The organism is Pseudomonas sp. (assembly GCF_036404235.1).
Lineage (GTDB): Bacteria > Pseudomonadota > Gammaproteobacteria > Pseudomonadales > Pseudomonadaceae > Aquipseudomonas.
The window spans coordinates 1-15,915 of record NZ_DASWOT010000021.1 but is presented as its reverse complement, the minus strand read 5'-3'; the positions used below and the strand labels follow the sequence as shown (position 1 = coordinate 15,915).

At 55.9% G+C, this 15,915-nt stretch carries 12 protein-coding genes, 1 tRNA gene and 5 pseudogenes; 4 read left to right on the top strand and 14 right to left on the bottom strand.

From position 1 onward, the window contains the following. The 3 genes from VGC62_RS02915 to VGC62_RS02905 all read right to left on the bottom strand — a co-directional run. The coding region (locus VGC62_RS02915) for a type II secretion system F family protein (RefSeq protein ID WP_331185567.1) at positions 1-924 on the bottom strand (924 nt) is incomplete at its 3' end. Between the two features lie 2 nt (positions 925-926). Continuing rightward, positions 927-2,621 (bottom strand): type IV-A pilus assembly ATPase PilB, encoded by a 1,695-nt coding sequence (pilB, locus tag VGC62_RS02910; RefSeq protein WP_331185566.1) that lies wholly within the window; start codon positions 2,619-2,621, stop codon positions 927-929. Between the two features lie 250 nt (positions 2,622-2,871). After that, the gene (locus tag VGC62_RS02905) at positions 2,872-3,294 is read right to left on the bottom strand and encodes a pilin (RefSeq protein WP_331185565.1); all 423 of its coding nucleotides are present in this window, start codon (positions 3,292-3,294) and stop codon (positions 2,872-2,874) included. A 142-nt stretch (positions 3,295-3,436) separates the two neighbouring features. Here VGC62_RS02905 and VGC62_RS02900 point away from each other — a divergent pair. The 4 genes and pseudogenes from VGC62_RS02900 to VGC62_RS02885 all read left to right on the top strand — a co-directional run. Next, positions 3,437-3,512, top strand: a tRNA-Thr gene (locus tag VGC62_RS02900). A gap of 272 nt (positions 3,513-3,784) precedes the next feature. After that, a pseudogene (locus VGC62_RS27565) lies at positions 3,785-4,195 on the top strand (tyrosine-type recombinase/integrase); the annotation flags it as partial. Between the two features lie 45 nt (positions 4,196-4,240). Beyond that, a pseudogene (locus VGC62_RS02890) lies at positions 4,241-4,587 on the top strand (LexA family protein); the annotation flags it as partial. Further along, a pseudogene (locus VGC62_RS02885) lies at positions 4,574-4,693 on the top strand (hypothetical protein); the annotation flags it as partial. The pseudogenes VGC62_RS02890 and VGC62_RS02885, both read left to right, overlap by 14 nt. Positions 4,694-4,916: 223 nt before the next feature. Here the strand turns inward: VGC62_RS02885 and VGC62_RS02880 are convergent. The 11 genes and pseudogenes from VGC62_RS02880 to VGC62_RS02830 form a co-directional block, all read right to left on the bottom strand. Then, on the bottom strand, positions 4,917-6,548 hold the full coding sequence (locus VGC62_RS02880) for a methyl-accepting chemotaxis protein (protein WP_331185564.1): 1,632 nt from the start codon (positions 6,546-6,548) through the stop codon (positions 4,917-4,919). Between the two features lie 143 nt (positions 6,549-6,691). Then, positions 6,692-6,805: pseudogene (locus VGC62_RS02875) on the bottom strand (IS21-like element ISRso6 family helper ATPase IstB); the annotation flags it as partial. Between the two features lie 412 nt (positions 6,806-7,217). Then, positions 7,218-8,045, bottom strand: a complete 828-nt coding sequence (locus tag VGC62_RS02870; protein WP_414705731.1) for an ABC transporter permease — start codon at positions 8,043-8,045, stop codon at positions 7,218-7,220. A 10-nt stretch (positions 8,046-8,055) separates the two neighbouring features. Then, positions 8,056-9,285: an ABC transporter permease gene (locus VGC62_RS02865; protein WP_414705732.1), complete on the bottom strand. Its 1,230-nt coding sequence runs from the start codon at positions 9,283-9,285 to the stop codon at positions 8,056-8,058. 103 nt (positions 9,286-9,388) lie between these two features. After that, positions 9,389-10,417 (bottom strand): ABC transporter substrate-binding protein, encoded by a 1,029-nt coding sequence (locus tag VGC62_RS02860; RefSeq protein WP_331185562.1) that lies wholly within the window; start codon positions 10,415-10,417, stop codon positions 9,389-9,391. A gap of 39 nt (positions 10,418-10,456) precedes the next feature. Then, positions 10,457-11,557 (bottom strand): ABC transporter ATP-binding protein, encoded by a 1,101-nt coding sequence (locus VGC62_RS02855; RefSeq protein WP_331185561.1) that lies wholly within the window; start codon positions 11,555-11,557, stop codon positions 10,457-10,459. A 234-nt stretch (positions 11,558-11,791) separates the two neighbouring features. Beyond that, positions 11,792-13,054 (bottom strand): aspartate aminotransferase family protein, encoded by a 1,263-nt coding sequence (locus VGC62_RS02850; protein ID WP_331185560.1) that lies wholly within the window; start codon positions 13,052-13,054, stop codon positions 11,792-11,794. After that, entirely contained in the window at positions 13,051-14,115 is a 1,065-nt protein-coding gene (locus VGC62_RS02845; protein WP_331185559.1) for a phosphotransferase, read from the bottom strand. Before VGC62_RS02845 ends, VGC62_RS02850 begins: the two co-directional genes overlap by 4 nt. Next, a complete protein-coding gene (locus tag VGC62_RS02840) occupies positions 14,108-14,842 on the bottom strand; it encodes an SDR family oxidoreductase (protein WP_331185558.1) in 735 nt (244 codons plus the stop codon). The genes VGC62_RS02845 and VGC62_RS02840 overlap by 8 nt, the downstream gene beginning before the upstream one ends. Before the next feature lie 81 nt (positions 14,843-14,923). Beyond that, positions 14,924-15,604 (bottom strand): GntR family transcriptional regulator, encoded by a 681-nt coding sequence (locus VGC62_RS02835; protein ID WP_331185557.1) that lies wholly within the window; start codon positions 15,602-15,604, stop codon positions 14,924-14,926. A gap of 118 nt (positions 15,605-15,722) precedes the next feature. Continuing rightward, positions 15,723-15,915, bottom strand: a pseudogene (locus tag VGC62_RS02830) (nicotinate-nucleotide pyrophosphorylase); the annotation flags it as partial.

Sequence of the window (15,915 nt, the reverse complement as noted above, 5' to 3'; positions counted from 1 at the left end):
GTTGCCGGTCGCGCCCGCTACGGAGTCCAAAGCCTCAACGAGAGGGACGCCCGCTGCGAAGGTGGTGGCGAGGGTTCGGGCGTAACGGGCGACTGCGGATTTGTATAAGAGCGGGCCGATGATGGGTATTTTTAGTAGTGCTCTATCTGTGCCGTTCCGAAAGCTCTCGGAGGTTTTGTGCGCCCTCTTGAATGCAAAAACTGCCAGGAGCAACACCGCGAGCATGATGTACCAATAGTCTTGAACACTTTGCGAGAGACCGATCACCCATACGGTAAACGCAGGAAGATCAGCACCGAATCCAGCGAACAGGGATTGAAACTGTGGCACTACTTTGATCAACAGAATGCCTGTGACGATAAACGCTACTACAACCACTGCAATCGGATACGTCATCGCTTTCTTAATTTTGGCCTTTAGCGACTCAGTCTTTTCTTTGTAGGTGGCAACACGATCCAGAAGAGATTCAAGGGCGCCAGCTTGCTCGCCTGCGTCCACGAGGTTGCAAAACAATTCATCGAAATACTGGGGGTGTTTTCTCAACGCTGTCGCAAAGCTGTTACCCGCAGCAACTTCCTGTTTGATGTCATCAATCAATTTACGCATGTTCGGATTCCCCGAACCTTCAGCGATGATGTCGAACGACTGCAAAAGCGGGACGCCCGCTTTCATCATCGTTGCCATCTGCCGCGAGAAGAATGCGATGTCCAGCGGTTTGATCTTCTTGCCCGCGCTGAAGATCGAAATAGATTTTTTGCGTACCTTGAGCGGATTGATCCCCTGTTTGCGTAGTTGAGCCTTGATCAGCGCCGGATTATGCCCAGTGAGTTCGCCCTTACTTTTGGTGCCTTTTTTGTCGACGCCTTCCCAGACATACACAACTGGCTTTGCCACCTTCGGAGCTTTTGCTGCTTTAGTCGCCATGCCTAGTCCTTGGTAACCCGGTTGATTTCTTCCAGGCTGGTCACGCCTTGCATTGCCTTCTTCAGACCTGAGGTACGCAGGTCATTGAAGCCGTCTTTACGCATCTGAGTGGATATGTCGATGGAGTTTCCTTCCTCCATGATGATGCGCTCAAGGGCGGGAGTATTTTTGACCACTTCATATATCCCCACGCGGCCTTTGTATCCGCCATTGCAGTGTTCGCAGCCCACGGGAGAGTACAGTTTGAATTTGCCTATTTCGGCCTCGGGGAAGCCTTCTGCGATCAGCGTCTCGTGAGGGACGTCGATTTCTTTTTTGCAATAGCTACACAGCTTGCGTGCCAGGCGTTGAGCGATGATCAGGTTGATCGCCGTTGCGATATTGAAGGCGGCAACGCCCATGTGATGCAGCCGGGTTAGGGTTTCCGCTGCGCTGTTGGTGTGCAGGGTCGATAGCACCATGTGCCCAGTCTGTGAGGCTTTGATCGCGATTTCTGCTGTTTCCAGGTCGCGAATCTCGCCGACCATGATCACATCCGGGTCCTGACGCAGGAACGCACGCAGTGCCTGTGAAAAGTCCATCCCTTGACGCGGATTGACGTTGACCTGATTGATGCCTTCCAGGTTGATCTCCACCGGGTCTTCGGCAGTGGAGATATTGATGTCCACGGTATTGAGGATATTCAGGCCGGTATACAGCGATACGGTTTTCCCGGAGCCTGTGGGGCCCGTCACCAGGATCATCCCTTGCGGTTGGTGCAGTGCTTCCAGATAGAGTTCTTTCTGATCAGGCTCATAGCCCAGTGCGTCGATGCCCATTTGCGCACTGGTCGGGTCGAGAATCCGCATCACGATCTTCTCGCCCCACAACGTTGGCAAGGTATTGACCCGGAAATCGATAGCGCGGTTTTTCGAAATACGTAGTTTGATCCGACCGTCCTGCGGTTTACGGCGCTCGGAGATGTCCAGGCTGGCCATGACCTTCAAGCGAGCGGCGATGCGTCCCGCCAGATGGATCGGAGGCTTGGCGACTTCGTGAAGAATGCCGTCGGTACGCAGACGGACCCGAAACATCTTTTCATAAGGCTCAAAGTGCAAGTCCGAGGAACCTAGGCGAATGGCATCCATCAGCATCTTATTGACGAAGCGCACGACGGGGGCGTCATCGACGTCCACGTCGGAAATCATCGTCTCTTTGGCATCCGTTGAGGGATCTACCTCAAGACCAAGATCGACGTCGGCCATCTCACTGAGGCCATTTTGCGTATCGAAGAACTTTTCGATAGCGCTGGTGAGCTTGTTGTCTTCGACCAGAATGGCTTCTGTGGTCAGGCCGGTGCTGAATTGGATGTCGGTAATGGCTTGATAATTGGTGGGGTCAGAAACGGCCACGAACAATTTGTTACCACGGCGCCAAAGCGGCAGTACACAGTGCTGGCGAATCAGTTTTTCGCTCACTAACCCTTTTAGTTGGGTTTCCTTGTCTAGGGCGCTTAGATCAAAAAACGGGATGCCGAATTGTTCGGACGCCATCTCCGCCAGTACCAGGCTGTCCACCAGCTTGTTCTGAACCAGATAACTCACGAGCGAGAGCTTGTCGCGACGCGACTGTTGATAGGCCTGTTGAGCCGTTTTTTCGTTGAGCAGTTCGGCGACAACCAATTGTTTGGCCAAACCGGTGAGGACGACATCAGTCATTAAAGCCACCAGACACAGACAGTATGGGGGTTTATAGCGTAGTCAGGCGGCGCTGCCAAATAGATGGCGAGGAGGTGACGTTTTTTGTCAGTTTTTGCTTCAAAGGGAGAGCCGAAAAGTGACGATGGCTCATCTGGTGTATTTATCCTTTTTTGCCCTCAGTCACCGATGAGAGGTTTTTAATCAGATAAACGCTGAGCGAAAAATGCCCCGACTGAGCGAGGCATTTCTTTATGAGAAACAGCTTTTATTATTGCTTGCAGGTGTTAGGTGCCAACGTTGCGTCCGTTGCGCCACTGGTTGCGCAACTCCAACCGCCGTTCACATCACGCGTCCAAGTTATTTTTGCACTTGCCACTTGTGGTGTTCCTTTCTGTACTGCGCACTCGATGGTGCCGACGCCACTTACCATGGCTACGGTGAGGTTGCAGTTTCCAGAGGCTGTCGAAGCGACTAATAACCCTGCGGAGGTTGCGTCAGTCACCGTAGCACCTTCGTTGATCTTGACTTCAACAATGGTTTTCGCTGCGGATGTTTCAGCTAGGGCCGCAGCCAATTTCGCCTTGGCTTGATAAGTGCTGTAAGCCGGGATGGCAATCGCAGCCAAGATACCGATGATCGCAACCACGATCATCAGTTCGATCAAGGTGAAACCTTTCTGTAGTGACTTCATATCTACTTCCTTTGGATGCTTAGCGAAAATTTGGCGACGCGAGGATAGTAGCAACGGTCATGCCATGCTTAGCTACACGGGTAAAGGATGGTAGTTTCAGCCTTTTGCATGCCGAGCGTTTTATAGTTAATCTGGCATCCCCGCCGAAATAGCTCAGTCGGTAGAGCAGCGCACTCGTAACGCGAAGGTCGTAGGTTCGATTCCTATTTTCGGCACCAGTTACACCTCCAAGGGTTACCTTGGGAACCCAGAAAAGCCCCGATATTCGGGGCTTTTTCTCGTTCAGGCTTCCATGCTCTTCTTCGGAGTTCCTACCCCAGCCACGGTTTTTTAGTACATTATCCAGCACATCTGAGTTCGATAGATTGTTTGGTGTACTAATGGCTCTCACAGACACGGCAGTCAGGCAGATTAAGGCCCGCGATAAAGACTATTCCCTCAACGATGTCGATGACCTTTCGTTGTTCATCAAGGCCAACGGCACGAAGTCATGGCATTTCAGATTCAGTTGGGCGGCAAGCAGCCTCGATATTCTCTAGGCACCTATCCGGCTATTAGTCTGAAGGATGCTCGCGTGTTGCGCGATCAAGCGAAGGTGCTCATAGCACGAGGTGTTGACCCTCGGATTCAGCGCCGGCAAGTAAAGCTTGCCACTTCCGAGAAGATGGCTGACACCTTTGAGCGCCTGGCAAATGACTGGCACGATTTCAAGGTGCCGCGTTTGGCAGAGGCAAAAAAGGGCGCCGCAGCGCAGGCTCGTTTTTACTTAGACAAGGACCTCATACCTGTCCTGAGTAAGTTGCCTTTGGCTGACATAAAAAAATCAGATGTTCTGTCGGCTCTTCGTCGGATCGAGAAGCGCGGGTCGCTCAACTCTGCCTGCAAATGTAGAACCTGGCTTAATCAGATTTTCCGCTATGGCATCGCAAAGGGCTTGGTTGATGTCAATCCGGCAGCGGACCACATTGAGAAACATATCTCGCTGGATGAGCTGTTCGACATCCGCGCGCCGCATGTGTACCTGGTGAAAATTGAAGGCGACAGTATGCAAGGGGCGGGAATCTACTGCGGCGATCTGGTGATTGTGGATCGCAGCCTGTATGCCGAGCACGGCGACATTGTGATTGCTGCGCTCAACTCGGAACCTGTGTGCAAGCGTCTGCACATACGTGGGGGGAGGTCATCCTGAAATCCGAGAATCCCAAATATCCGGCGCGCTATGTGATGGAGGGCGACGAACTGGTGATATGGGGCGTAGTGAAATACAGCGTCCGTGACCATGACAAAGCTTGAGCCCGTCTTTGCGCTGATTGACTGCAACAGCTTCTATGCCAGTTGTGAGCGTGTCTTTCGGCCCGACCTCGCGAAGACCCCGATTGTGGTGCTGTCGAACAACGATCTGGGGGTGGAACCGTTAGTAAATCCTGTAGAGTCCGCGCCACCTTCTGAACCGCTCTGGAACAGCCATTCCCAGCCTTCAGAAGGAATCCGTTCGTAGTGGAAGTGGGCAGCGGTATGAGGCTGGTATTTGTAACTAAAGACCTAGCATTGGCAGGTCGGCTGGGACTTAAGCAGTCACTTTTTGCAGACACAACTGCGCTTGAAAGTTAATTTGATATTCTTCAGAGCGAAAACCTTGCCACCAGCTTGCTCATTTCCACAGCAAGATGTGAGAGCTCGGAGCTCGCTTCAGCGGTTTGATTAGCGCCCGTTGCGCTCTGGATAGACAGATCACGAATACTCATCAGGTTGCTGTCGACCGAACGTGCAACCTGCGCCTGCTCTTCCGATGCGGTAGCAATCATCAGGTTCATTTCGTTGATTTCATTGATTGCTTTCGCGATTAGTGTCAGCGCGGCACTTGCTTCATGAGCGATAGTGAGGGTGCCATCGGCCTGCTCGCAACTTTCACTCATGGCCTTGGTGGCCTGAGCAGTACCCTTGAGTATATCGCCGATCATTTGCTCGATTTCCTGAGTCGAGGTCTGGGTGCGATGTGCCAGGGCCCTGACTTCATCGGCCACCACAGCAAAACCGCGTCCCTGCTCACCGGCCCGTGCAGCTTCGATTGCCGCATTTAATGCCAGGAGATTGGTTTGCTCCGCAATCTTGCGAATGACTTCCAACACCTTACTAATGTCCTTGGATTGCACTGCCAGACGCTCTACATCGACACTGGTGTTCTGCACCGTTTTGCTTAGTTTCTCGATGGCGCTGACCGTGCTGGTTACCCGCGCGGCTCCGGTGCGTGTTGATTGATCTGAGGTTTTAGCTGCATCCGATGCAGTGGCAGCGTTACGCGCCACTTCATCGACCGCCGCAGTCATTTGATTGACTGCGGTGGCTGCCTGATCGATTTCATTATTCTGGCGCAGCAAACCTCTGCTCGACTCTTCGGTGACGGCATTCATCTCCTCGGCAGCGGACGCCAGTTGAGTGGATGAATCGCCAATCAGCTTGATCGTATCGCGCAGATTGTTTTGCATTACTTGGGTAGAACGCATCAGGTCGGAAAATTCGTCTTTGCCCGTGACAGTAATCACGCTGCGCAGATCTCCTTTGGCGATTGTTTCGTTGACACGCAGCATGTCGCGCAACGGTGTAACGATACTTTTGGTAAACAGCACGGCCAGCACCACCGTCGCCAGCGCCGCAGCCGCGATCATAAAAATGATAAATTTCAAACCGCTTTGATATGCCCCCTCGGAGGCTTTTCCTGAATTTGCGGCCTCGTCAATATTCGTATGAACAAGTTCGGTCACCGCTTCGTCAAGAAGACGAGTAACAGGGGTTACATTGGAGTTTAGATAGTCCCGCGCTTCAGCCGATGCGTTTCGACGGATAAGAGCGGTCACCTCGTCAAATGCAATCAGCATTTTGTCAGCATTAACAGATATGGCATTAAACAGTTGCACGTCGTTGTCGCTCGCATTTCCGTCCAAAATGGATGGGGCATGGAGCTTGATTTCTTTTCTTAATCCCTCGCCAAGCGTGGCGATGGTACTGGTAGTAGTCTCAATATCTTGCGGATTGGCCTGGGACAGCATTTGGCGGACTTCCAGCCGCAGGCGTAACATCGCGTTATTAATTTGGCTGGCAAACACGATGTTGGTCAACGCATCGTCTTCAAGATCCCTAGCACTTTCGCGGATTTCTCCCATTTTCCATACAGAAATACCACCCAGGGCGACCAATAATAGTGCAATAAACATAAAGCTGAGTGCTGCTCGCGCAGATACTTTCAGGTTTCTCATTGCCACTTACCTCCGGGTAAGATTAATCTGCAGCGTAATTGAGCTCTATCGGCCAATTACAATAAAACTTGAGAAAATGGGTCGCCGCCAATATGTCAACACTGGTTGAAAACTGACCCACCCCGGCGATATTTGAGGCCTGTTTATTTCCGCAGCGAAGCCGTTTCTCTCGGTGCCACCTGACCTGATTTCAGCTTGTCTTTTAGCCGGTAGCTCCGTCCGCTGACCTGCACGATATGGGCGTGGTGCAGCATCCGTAACATCCTTCCCAACCAAGCGAGCGGGCGAGCCTGTCGGGTTCAAATCCCTACCCATCGCCAGCGGAGCGAAACAAGTACAGCAGTTAGTACATCAGAAAACACTATGCAGATTCTTGCCAAGCAAAATCAGACACTTTTAGCTTGAGTAAGGTTTCTCGTTTCGGACATGTTCAATATGCCTCGATCCCTTGTAGGCACTGCCGAAAGCTGTGATTCAATTCTCCAGAAAATCCCCAAGACCCGTCGCCGTTTTGCCCTGGCCGATGGGTGCGCAAGAGAATTCTCATGCCGGTGTAAGTCTCACCCTGTATCGATTGAGCGTGAAAAGCTCTGATCAATGACCAGCGATTGCCTAACCCTTCATCAGCAGACCGCAATGGTCTCCGGGCAATACCGTAGCATCGTTGCATCACTCCCTGATGGACGTGCCACGAATACGCTCATTGCGGCGGCGCAGGGCTTCCATGGCGAGGAGCAACAGCAGGGCGCTCAGGACCATGATCGTGGCGGCTGCGGCGATGGTCGGGCTTAGGTTTTCCTTGATGCCGGCAAACATCTGCATGGGCAGCGTGCGTTGCGATGGATTGGCCAAAAACAGGGTGACCACCACTTCGTCGAACGAGGTGGCGAAGGCGAACAAGGCGCCACTCAATACGCCGGGGGCGATCAGGGGCAGGGTGACGCGCTTGAATCCGTACCAAGGGGGTGCGCCGAGGCTGGCGGCGGCGCGTGTGAAGTTGCGGTCGTAGCCTTCCAGTGTCGCGTTGACGGTGATGACCACAAATGGCACGCCCAATACCGCGTGGGCGACGACCAGTCCCAGGTAACTATTGAGCAAACCCCAACTGGCAAAGAAGAAATACAAGCCCACGGCTACGATCACCACTGGCGCAACCATGGGCGAGATGAGAATCGCCATGACCAGTGCTTTGCCACGAAACTCTCCGCGTGACAGCCCGACGGAAGCCAGGGTGCCCAACACCGTGGCGAGTACGGTTGCGGCGGGCGCGATCTTCAGGCTGTTGCCCAGCGCCTGCATCCAGTCGCCGGAGTCGAAGAACTCGCGATACCAACGCAGCGACAGGCCACTCAGCGGATAGCTCAGGAACGAGCCTTCATTGAACGACAGCGGCACGATGACCAGGATCGGGATGATCAAAAACATCAACATCGCCATGCTGTAGGTGCTCAGCAGTGGGCGCAGCAAGCGGATTTCCAGCGGTTCGACATGCTTCATTGCAGGGCCCTCAAATAGACCGGCTGGCGGGGCGCGAGATCTTCGCGTAGACCCAATACAGCAACAGCACGATGATCAGCAGCTGACTGCCCAACGCTGTAGCCATGCCCCAGTTGATGGTGGTGTTGGTGTAATAGGCCACGAAGTAACTGATCATCTGATCGCCGGGGCCGCCCAGCAACGCCGGGGTGATGTAGTAACCGATGGCCATGATGAACACCAGCAACGCACCGGCAGTCACCCCTGCGTACGTTTGCGGTAGATACACCCGGCGAAACGCGGTGAGTGGATGCGCCCCCAGCGAGATGGCGGCGCGCTCATAGCGGGCGTCGATACCCTTCATCACCGCGTACAGCGGCAGGATGAGAAACGGCAGCAGAATGTGGGTCATTGAGATCAGCACGCCTGTGCGGTTGAACACCAGTTGCAGCGGCTTTTCCAGAATCCCCAGGTCGATCAGTGTGTTGTTGATCAGCCCACCCGATTGCAGCATCACGATCCAGCTGGCGGTGCGCACGATCAGCGATGTCCAGAACGGTAGCAGCACCAGAATCAACAGCAGGTTCGCGCGGCGCGCCGGTTGCCGAGATAGCCAATAGGCCAGCGGATAACCCAGTAATACGCAGAGCACAGTCACCAGCGCGGCGATCAACAACGAACGCTTGAGGACGTCGATGTACAGCGCTTTGTCTGGCTCGACCGCGCTAATGTGGCCGGCGTCCATCTTCAGATCGAAGGCCGCCAGCCAATAGAAGCTGGTATAGGGCTGGCCCAATTGCTTGAGGGTGGCCCAGTTTGCGACATCGGCCAGTGCCGGTACGCCTTTGATCAAACGATCACGCACTGCCTCACCGTTCGCCGGGAGTCTGCTGAGCACCGCCGTCGGTATGCTGCGCAAGTTGCCGCTTTCATAACTCAGACGCCGATTAAGGGCAAACAGTTGACCGTTGTTACGCGCTTCGCGCAGATCATTGCCCAGTGCGCTAAACACCGACTCACCGGGCAGCGACTGGCCGTCCCACTGCTCCAGCAGTACAAGGGTTTTGGGCAGGGCGTTGGCGACTTCCGGGTTTTGTACGCTCTTGGTCAGCAACGAGCCAATGGGAATGAGAAAACCCACCACCAGCAACGCCAACAGCGGAAGAATCAACAGCACTGAGCGTCGCGTGTAGGTGCGCCGTGTGACGTGCAATTGCCGTTGCAAGCGCTGCGTCTGGCTGGCAGGCGCTGGCGATTCCAGGATCAGGACTTCGGACATGGGTTTCTCCTTGCGTCAACGCAGCCCGGCACGTGCCAGCAGTAAGCGCTGACACGGCCGGGCCGTCGGTGCGGGCAATGGTCGATCAGCGCGCTGCCCAAGCGTTGAAGCGTTGTTCGAGCTCTTCACCGTGGTCAATCCAGAAGTTGGTGTTCACTTGCAGCGCGTGCTCAAAGTTCGCCGGTGCGGTCGGCAGGCGCTCACGGGTTTTAGCGTCAATCAGCGGCAACGCGTCGTTATTGGTCGGGCTGTACGGGATGGCTTCAGCGAACACTTTCTGTTGCTGGGCCTGGCTTGCGAATGCGATGAACTGTTCGCCCAGCGCCTTGTGCGGCGAGCCTTTGACGATGGCCCAGCTGTCGAGGTCATACAGGCTCTGTTCCCAAACGATCTTGAAGGCGTGGCCTTCGTTTTGCGCTCCGGTCACGCGACCGTTGTAAGCCGTGGTCATGACAACGTCGCCCGCAACCAGCCATTGCAGAGGCTGGGCACCGGCTTCCCACCATTGGATGTCGGACTTGATCTGGTCGAGTTTTTTGAACGCGCGATCAACGCCTTCAGGTGTACCCAACACGGTGTACAGCTCGCTCGGTTTCACGCCGTCTGCCAGCAAGGCAATTTCCAGCGTGAACTTGGCGCTTTTACGCAGGCCACGTTTGCCGGGGAATGTCTTGGTGTCCCAATACGACGCCCAACCTTTAGGTGCCGTCTTGAGTTTGTCGCTGTTGTAGGTCAGCACGGTGGACCAGATGTACATCCCGGCGCCGCATTCAGAGACTGCGCCGTCAACGAATTTGCTCGCGTCGCCCAGCTTGCTCCAGTCCAGTGGTTCGAACAGACCTTCGGCACAGCCACGAACCAGATCGGGGCTTTCGACTTCCACCACATCCCAGCCCACTTGGCGGGTTTCTACCATGGCGCGGATCTTGGACATCTCGCCGTTATATTCCCCGGCCTGGATGGTGCCTTTGCCGGTGGCGGAGAAGGGTTGATAGAAGGCCTTGTCCTGAGCCACCTTGGCAAGACCACCGAACGACACGACGGTCAATGATTCGGCATTCACCTGGCCACCAAAGGCAGCCAGAACAGTCAGTGCAGCAAAACGCTTAAGCATGGCGAGTTTCCTGGAGTCATCAACGTGGAGGGGGACGGTTTACGCAGGTAAGGCATCAAGTGCCGAGGCATCGGCGCTGTGCCAGCAGACGGGAAGGCTGTGCCCTTCACGCCAATTGGGTTGCATCTGGGCGATTGGCACCTTGACGTTGAAGTCGTTGCTGCCGGCGACATTGAGGCGAATGCGCACGTGGTCGCCCAGGTAAATGCACTCTTCGATACGCCCGGCCAGACGGCTGTCATAGCGAGAGTCGCCGTCGAGCGTCACCCGTTCGGAGCGAATCGACAGCGTGGTCCGGCTACCGCTGACCAGGCCGGGCGTGCTGCGAGCGAACAACTGGTCGCCCTGATCGAGTCGGACCTGACAGCGTTCGGCGCTTAAGGAGTCCAATACGCCCGGCAAGACATTGGTATCGCCCATGAACGTGGCAACAAAGGTATTGGCCGGACGCTCGTATAGCGCTTGTGGCGTGTCGACTTGTTGAATGACGCCATCGTTGAAAATCGCGACGCGGTCAGACAGGGTCAATGCTTCCGCCTGATCGTGAGTGACGAACACCACTGTTAACCCCAGCTCGCGATGCAAGCGGCGAATTTCCAGCTGCATTTGCTCGCGCAACTGTTTGTCCAGTGCGCCGAGCGGTTCGTCCATCAGTACCAGTTTGGGTTCGAACACCAAGGCCCTGGCCAGCGCAATGCGTTGCTGCTGGCCGCCTGAGAGTTGGCTCGGGTAGCGGTTGGCGAGGTCGCCAAGGCGCACCATCGCCAAGGCCTTTTTGACTTTTTCCTGAATGTCATGCCGCTTCATGCCCCGCACTTGCAGCGGGAACGCCATGTTTTCCGCCACGTTCATGTGTGGGAACAACGCATAGTTTTGGAACACCATGCCGATACCGCGGCGGTGGGCGGGGACGCTTTCGATGGCCTTGCCCTCAAGGAAGATTTGCCCTTGGGTCGGTGTTTCGAAGCCTGCCAGCATCATAAGACTGGTGGTTTTGCCTGAGCCTGAAGGGCCGAGGAGGGTGAGGAATTCGCCTTGGGCGACGTCCAGGTCCAGCCGCTTGACCACCGTTTTCAGGCCGTCGTAACTTTTTTCCACGCCTTTGAACCGGACGAAGGCGCTTGCGTTGTTACTGGTCATCTCAAACCCTCCGGGTTTTTATGCATTATTAAAATATGATGCATCATGTTTTGCTAAAAGCAGGAACTGTGCCATTCGATCCTTGGTGTGTGGTTGCGGTGTGATTAGCGAGTTGGGGTAGCCAATACGCACCAGCGCTGTGCCACGAGGGCGGAATCGGGAAGGGGCTGCCCCAGATCGGGACTGGGAGCTGCCAACGCTGGATCAGCGATCCAGCGCTTTTTGGGGCGCATGTCAGCGCAGTGCTTGCAGCGTTGCGTCGAGCCGTTCGAGGAGCAGGTCCGCATGCTCGCGGGTAAACACCAATGGCGGGCGGATCTTCAGGATGTTGGCATCAGGCCCGGTCGCGCTGATCAATACCTGACGCTGCCGCATACCATTGACGACGGCAGCTGTTGCCTGTGTCGCCGGGGTTTGCGCGCTTCGGTCCTCGACCAGCTCGACGCCGATGAACAGCCCTTCGCCGCGCACATCGCCGATCAATTCATGACGCCCGGCCAGTGCGTTTAAACCTTGCTTGAGATAGTCACCGACGTCGCGGGCATTGGCTTGCAGGTTTTCTTCGCGCAGCACGCGAAGCACCGCATGAGCGGCTTTGCATGACACGGGATTGCCGCCGTAAGTGTTGAAGTAGCGTTGCTGGCGGCCGAATTGATCAAAGAGCGCAGAGCGCCCGACCACGCCGGCGACCGGGTGGCCGTTACCCATGGGTTTGCCCAGTGTCACCAGATCCGGGATCACCGCACTGCGCTGAAAGCCCCAGCGTTGACCGCCTGTGCGCCCGAAACCCGGTTGCACTTCGTCTGCGATATACAAGCCTCCGGCTTCACGTACGCATTGCACGGCGGCGGCCAGCTCGCCATCGGCGGGGCTGAACACACCGTCACTTGAGAAGATGCTGTCCACCAACAGGGCCGCCGGCTTGATGCCCTGATTGCGCATGTCTTGCAGCGCAGCCTTGACGCTGTCAACGAAGTCGCTCCTGCGGTATGAGTCCGGTGCATCGATCAGGCGCACATGGCTGGCGAGGGGGAGACCGGTCGCCAGCGAAGGTGAGATTTCAGCCAGGGCGCTAGTGACACCGTGGTAAGCCCAGCGAGTGACCAAAATACCGGTGCCGCCGCTGTTGCAGCGTGCCACGCGCAGCGCCAGATCGTTGGCCTCGCTGCCGGTGCAGGTCATGGTCAGGTTATTCAGCGACTCAGGAAACTCAGTGAGCAAGTCTTCGGCGTAATCGACAATCGACGGATGCAAATAACGCGTATGGGTATTGAGCTGCGCGCTTTGCTCGGCAATGGCACGCACCACCGCAGGGTTGCAGTGGCCGATGGAGGCCACATTGTTGTAAGCATCAAGGTATGGCGTGTTGTCTTTGTCATACAGCCACACACCTTCGCCACGTACAGGTGCGAACGGTTCCTCGTAAAACAATCGATAGCTGGCCCCTAGCGCATGTTGGCGACGAGCGAGCAATTGCGCGACTGTAGGCGAACTCATAGGGCCTCCGGCTTACAGGCGTTGATCAGGCTTTCGGTCAGCCTGCCCTCAGGCAGGGCGGTCAGGCATTGCAGGTTGCGCCATGTGGTGCGCAGGTTGCGCAACACATAAGTACGGTTTTCCGGGTACAGGGTCGCGCGCCATTGAGCGATGGTGATCGCCATGGCCATGCGCATGGCGATCAGGTCGCCAAGTAACTGGAGTTCATTGGGCAGCAGGGGGATGCGCGCGTTATAGGCGGCAACGAAGGCTTTGATCTGCCACAGCGGGTCGGCTGCATCGGCATCGAACTGATAGGAAAGCGCTGTGCCCAGCTCGTTGATCAGCGGTGCATGCAGCGCATCGCCAAAGTCAATGATTGCGGCAACTCGAGTGCCGGTTGCGCAATCGAGCATGACGTTATGGGGGTTTAAATCGTTATGAATCACCTGTGCCCGTAGCGTGGCGAGTTGGGGTTTGACGTGGCTTTCGTAGCGATCCAGCAACGCTGAAACCAAGGGCCGCTGATCGGTTTCCAGACAATGCAGATATGGCCTGACGCGCTCGGCGTGGCCGACATCCCACAGCAGGTTTCGATGGGCTGCGCGGTGGTGAAAATCCTTCAATGCCAGGTTCACTTCGGCCAGGGTCGTACCCAGTTCATGCATCAGCGTCACACTGGGGTTGCCGAGATTTTGTGAGATGCCATCCAGGTAACTGACGGTGCGCAGCGTAAGCAGTTGTTCGCCCAGCCGCACCGTGGGTTCGAATTCGCCGGTAAGCGCCGCCAGCACACGCGGTACCGGCAGATGCGCGCCATGTTGCTCGATGTGCAGCAATGCCTGGGTCTGAAAGCTGGTGACGTGGGGGTCTTCGGCTGAGTTGATGAACTTCATCACGAACGCGCCCTGTTCGGATCGAATCAGGAAGTTGGCGTCACGCTCGCCGTTGAGCAGCTTGAGCGGGCCATCCAGGCCGTACGTCTGTCGCGCTATTTCCAGCGCTCGTGGGGGATCGACGTTCGGCGCTTGAGTGGTCATCAAGTTAGCGCAGCCTGTTGTGGCCCTGACAGCGTCAGACATGCTGCCCACCATTGACGTGAATTTCTGCGCCGTTGACGTAGGAAGCGCCGCTGGTACAAAGAAAATAAATCAATGAGGCCACTTCTTCCGGTTTGCCCAGGCGGTTCATCGGCACCAGACGCTCGACGATGTCTGCGGTGCCGGGGGACAGAATCGAGGTGTCGATTTCGCCGGGCGCAATAGCGTTGACGCGCACGCCATGTGGGCCGAAGTCGTAGGCCATTTCTCGGGTGAGGGCAGACAAGGCGGCCTTTGAGGTGGAGTAGGCGACGCCCGCGAACGGATGCACCTTTGAGCCCGCAATGGAGGTGACGTTGATGATGCTGCCCTTGGCGACTTTTAATTCATCAAACAGGCTGCGTGCGAGCAGCGCGGTGGAAAACAGATTGACGTTGAACACCTTAAGCCAGGTGCTGTAGTCGGTCTCCAGCACGCCGAGGCGCCCGCCTTCCGGGCCTTTGGGGGAGATCCCGGCGTTGTTGACCAGTGCATCGAGGCGTCCGCCCAGTTTTTCCTTGATGGTTGCCAGGCTCGCGTTGACGCTGTCGATGTCCTCCAGGTCAAGGTGGATGTGGTTGAGCAAGCCTTCGGCCCAGGGGCATTCAGCGATCCAGTTTTGCCGCGAGGCGGTGAATACTTCCCAGCCGGCGGCGTTGAAATGCTTGACGGTGGCATGGCCGATGCCCCGACTGGCGCCGGTCAGCAACAGTTTCTTCTTTTCGCTCATGACGGCATCTCATTCGTAATGAAGTTTGATGCATCATGTTTTTAAGAGGGCAGGCTGTCAATAGCGCTTCGGCGAATGTCATTACTCGCAGAGCGCTTCCTGACTCACCGCAATGAACTCAAGCATCTTCTGATTGCCGTCGAGAATGTCGGTTTGAATCGCGTGTTTCGCTGCCGCGGGATCCTGTTGGCGCAAGGCGTTGAGCACTTCCTGATGATGCTCGATGGCCATGGTCAGCGAAAAGTGTGCATATGCCTGTGCGATCAACGGTCCGGCGCGCATCCACAAGCTGTCCACATAACCACGCAGCAAGGGCATGCGCGCCGCTTCAGCGAGCAGGAAGTGAAACTCGCTATTGAGGCGCAATGCTTCGGGAAGGTCATGATTATTAATAGCTTCAAGATTGAGCTGGATGTTGCTGTCGATGCGCTTGAGATCGGCTGAGGTGGCCACGCGCGCCGCCGTTTCAGCGCCCAGCCCCTCAAGGTTCAGCCGCAGGGTACGGATTTCCAGATACGCCGCGTTATCGAGCACCGGCACCCTGATGTCTTTTGGCGTCTTGAGCACCAGCGCTTTTTCTTTGGCCAAATGCAAAATGGCGTCACGGACCGGCGTCACGCTGGTGCCAAGCTGAGCGGCCAACTCCCGGATGCGCAGCCGATCATCAGGCTTGAGCCCGCCGGTGATCAGCGCATTGCGCAGTTGGGCGTAGACATTGCTGCCCAGGTACGTATGAGTGATGGCGTCGAGGGGGTAGGACATGGATCACCGAATGCGTGAAGCAGTTTTGATGCGCGACTATACAACATGATGCATTAAGCGCTCTCAGGGAAAATAAATGGCCCGTTCTGTTGGGCGATTACACGTTCGTCGAGGAATATCAAATACTCAACCGCATCGACAAATCCACGGCTTTCACATCTTTGGTCAGTGCGCCAATCGAAATGTAGTCCACGCCGGTCGCGGCAATCGTGCGCAGGGTGGTGTCGTTGATGCCGCCGCTGGCTTCGAGCTTGGCGCGGCCAGCGGTCAGGCGGACGGCTTCACGCATGTCGTCCAGGCTGAGTTCGTCG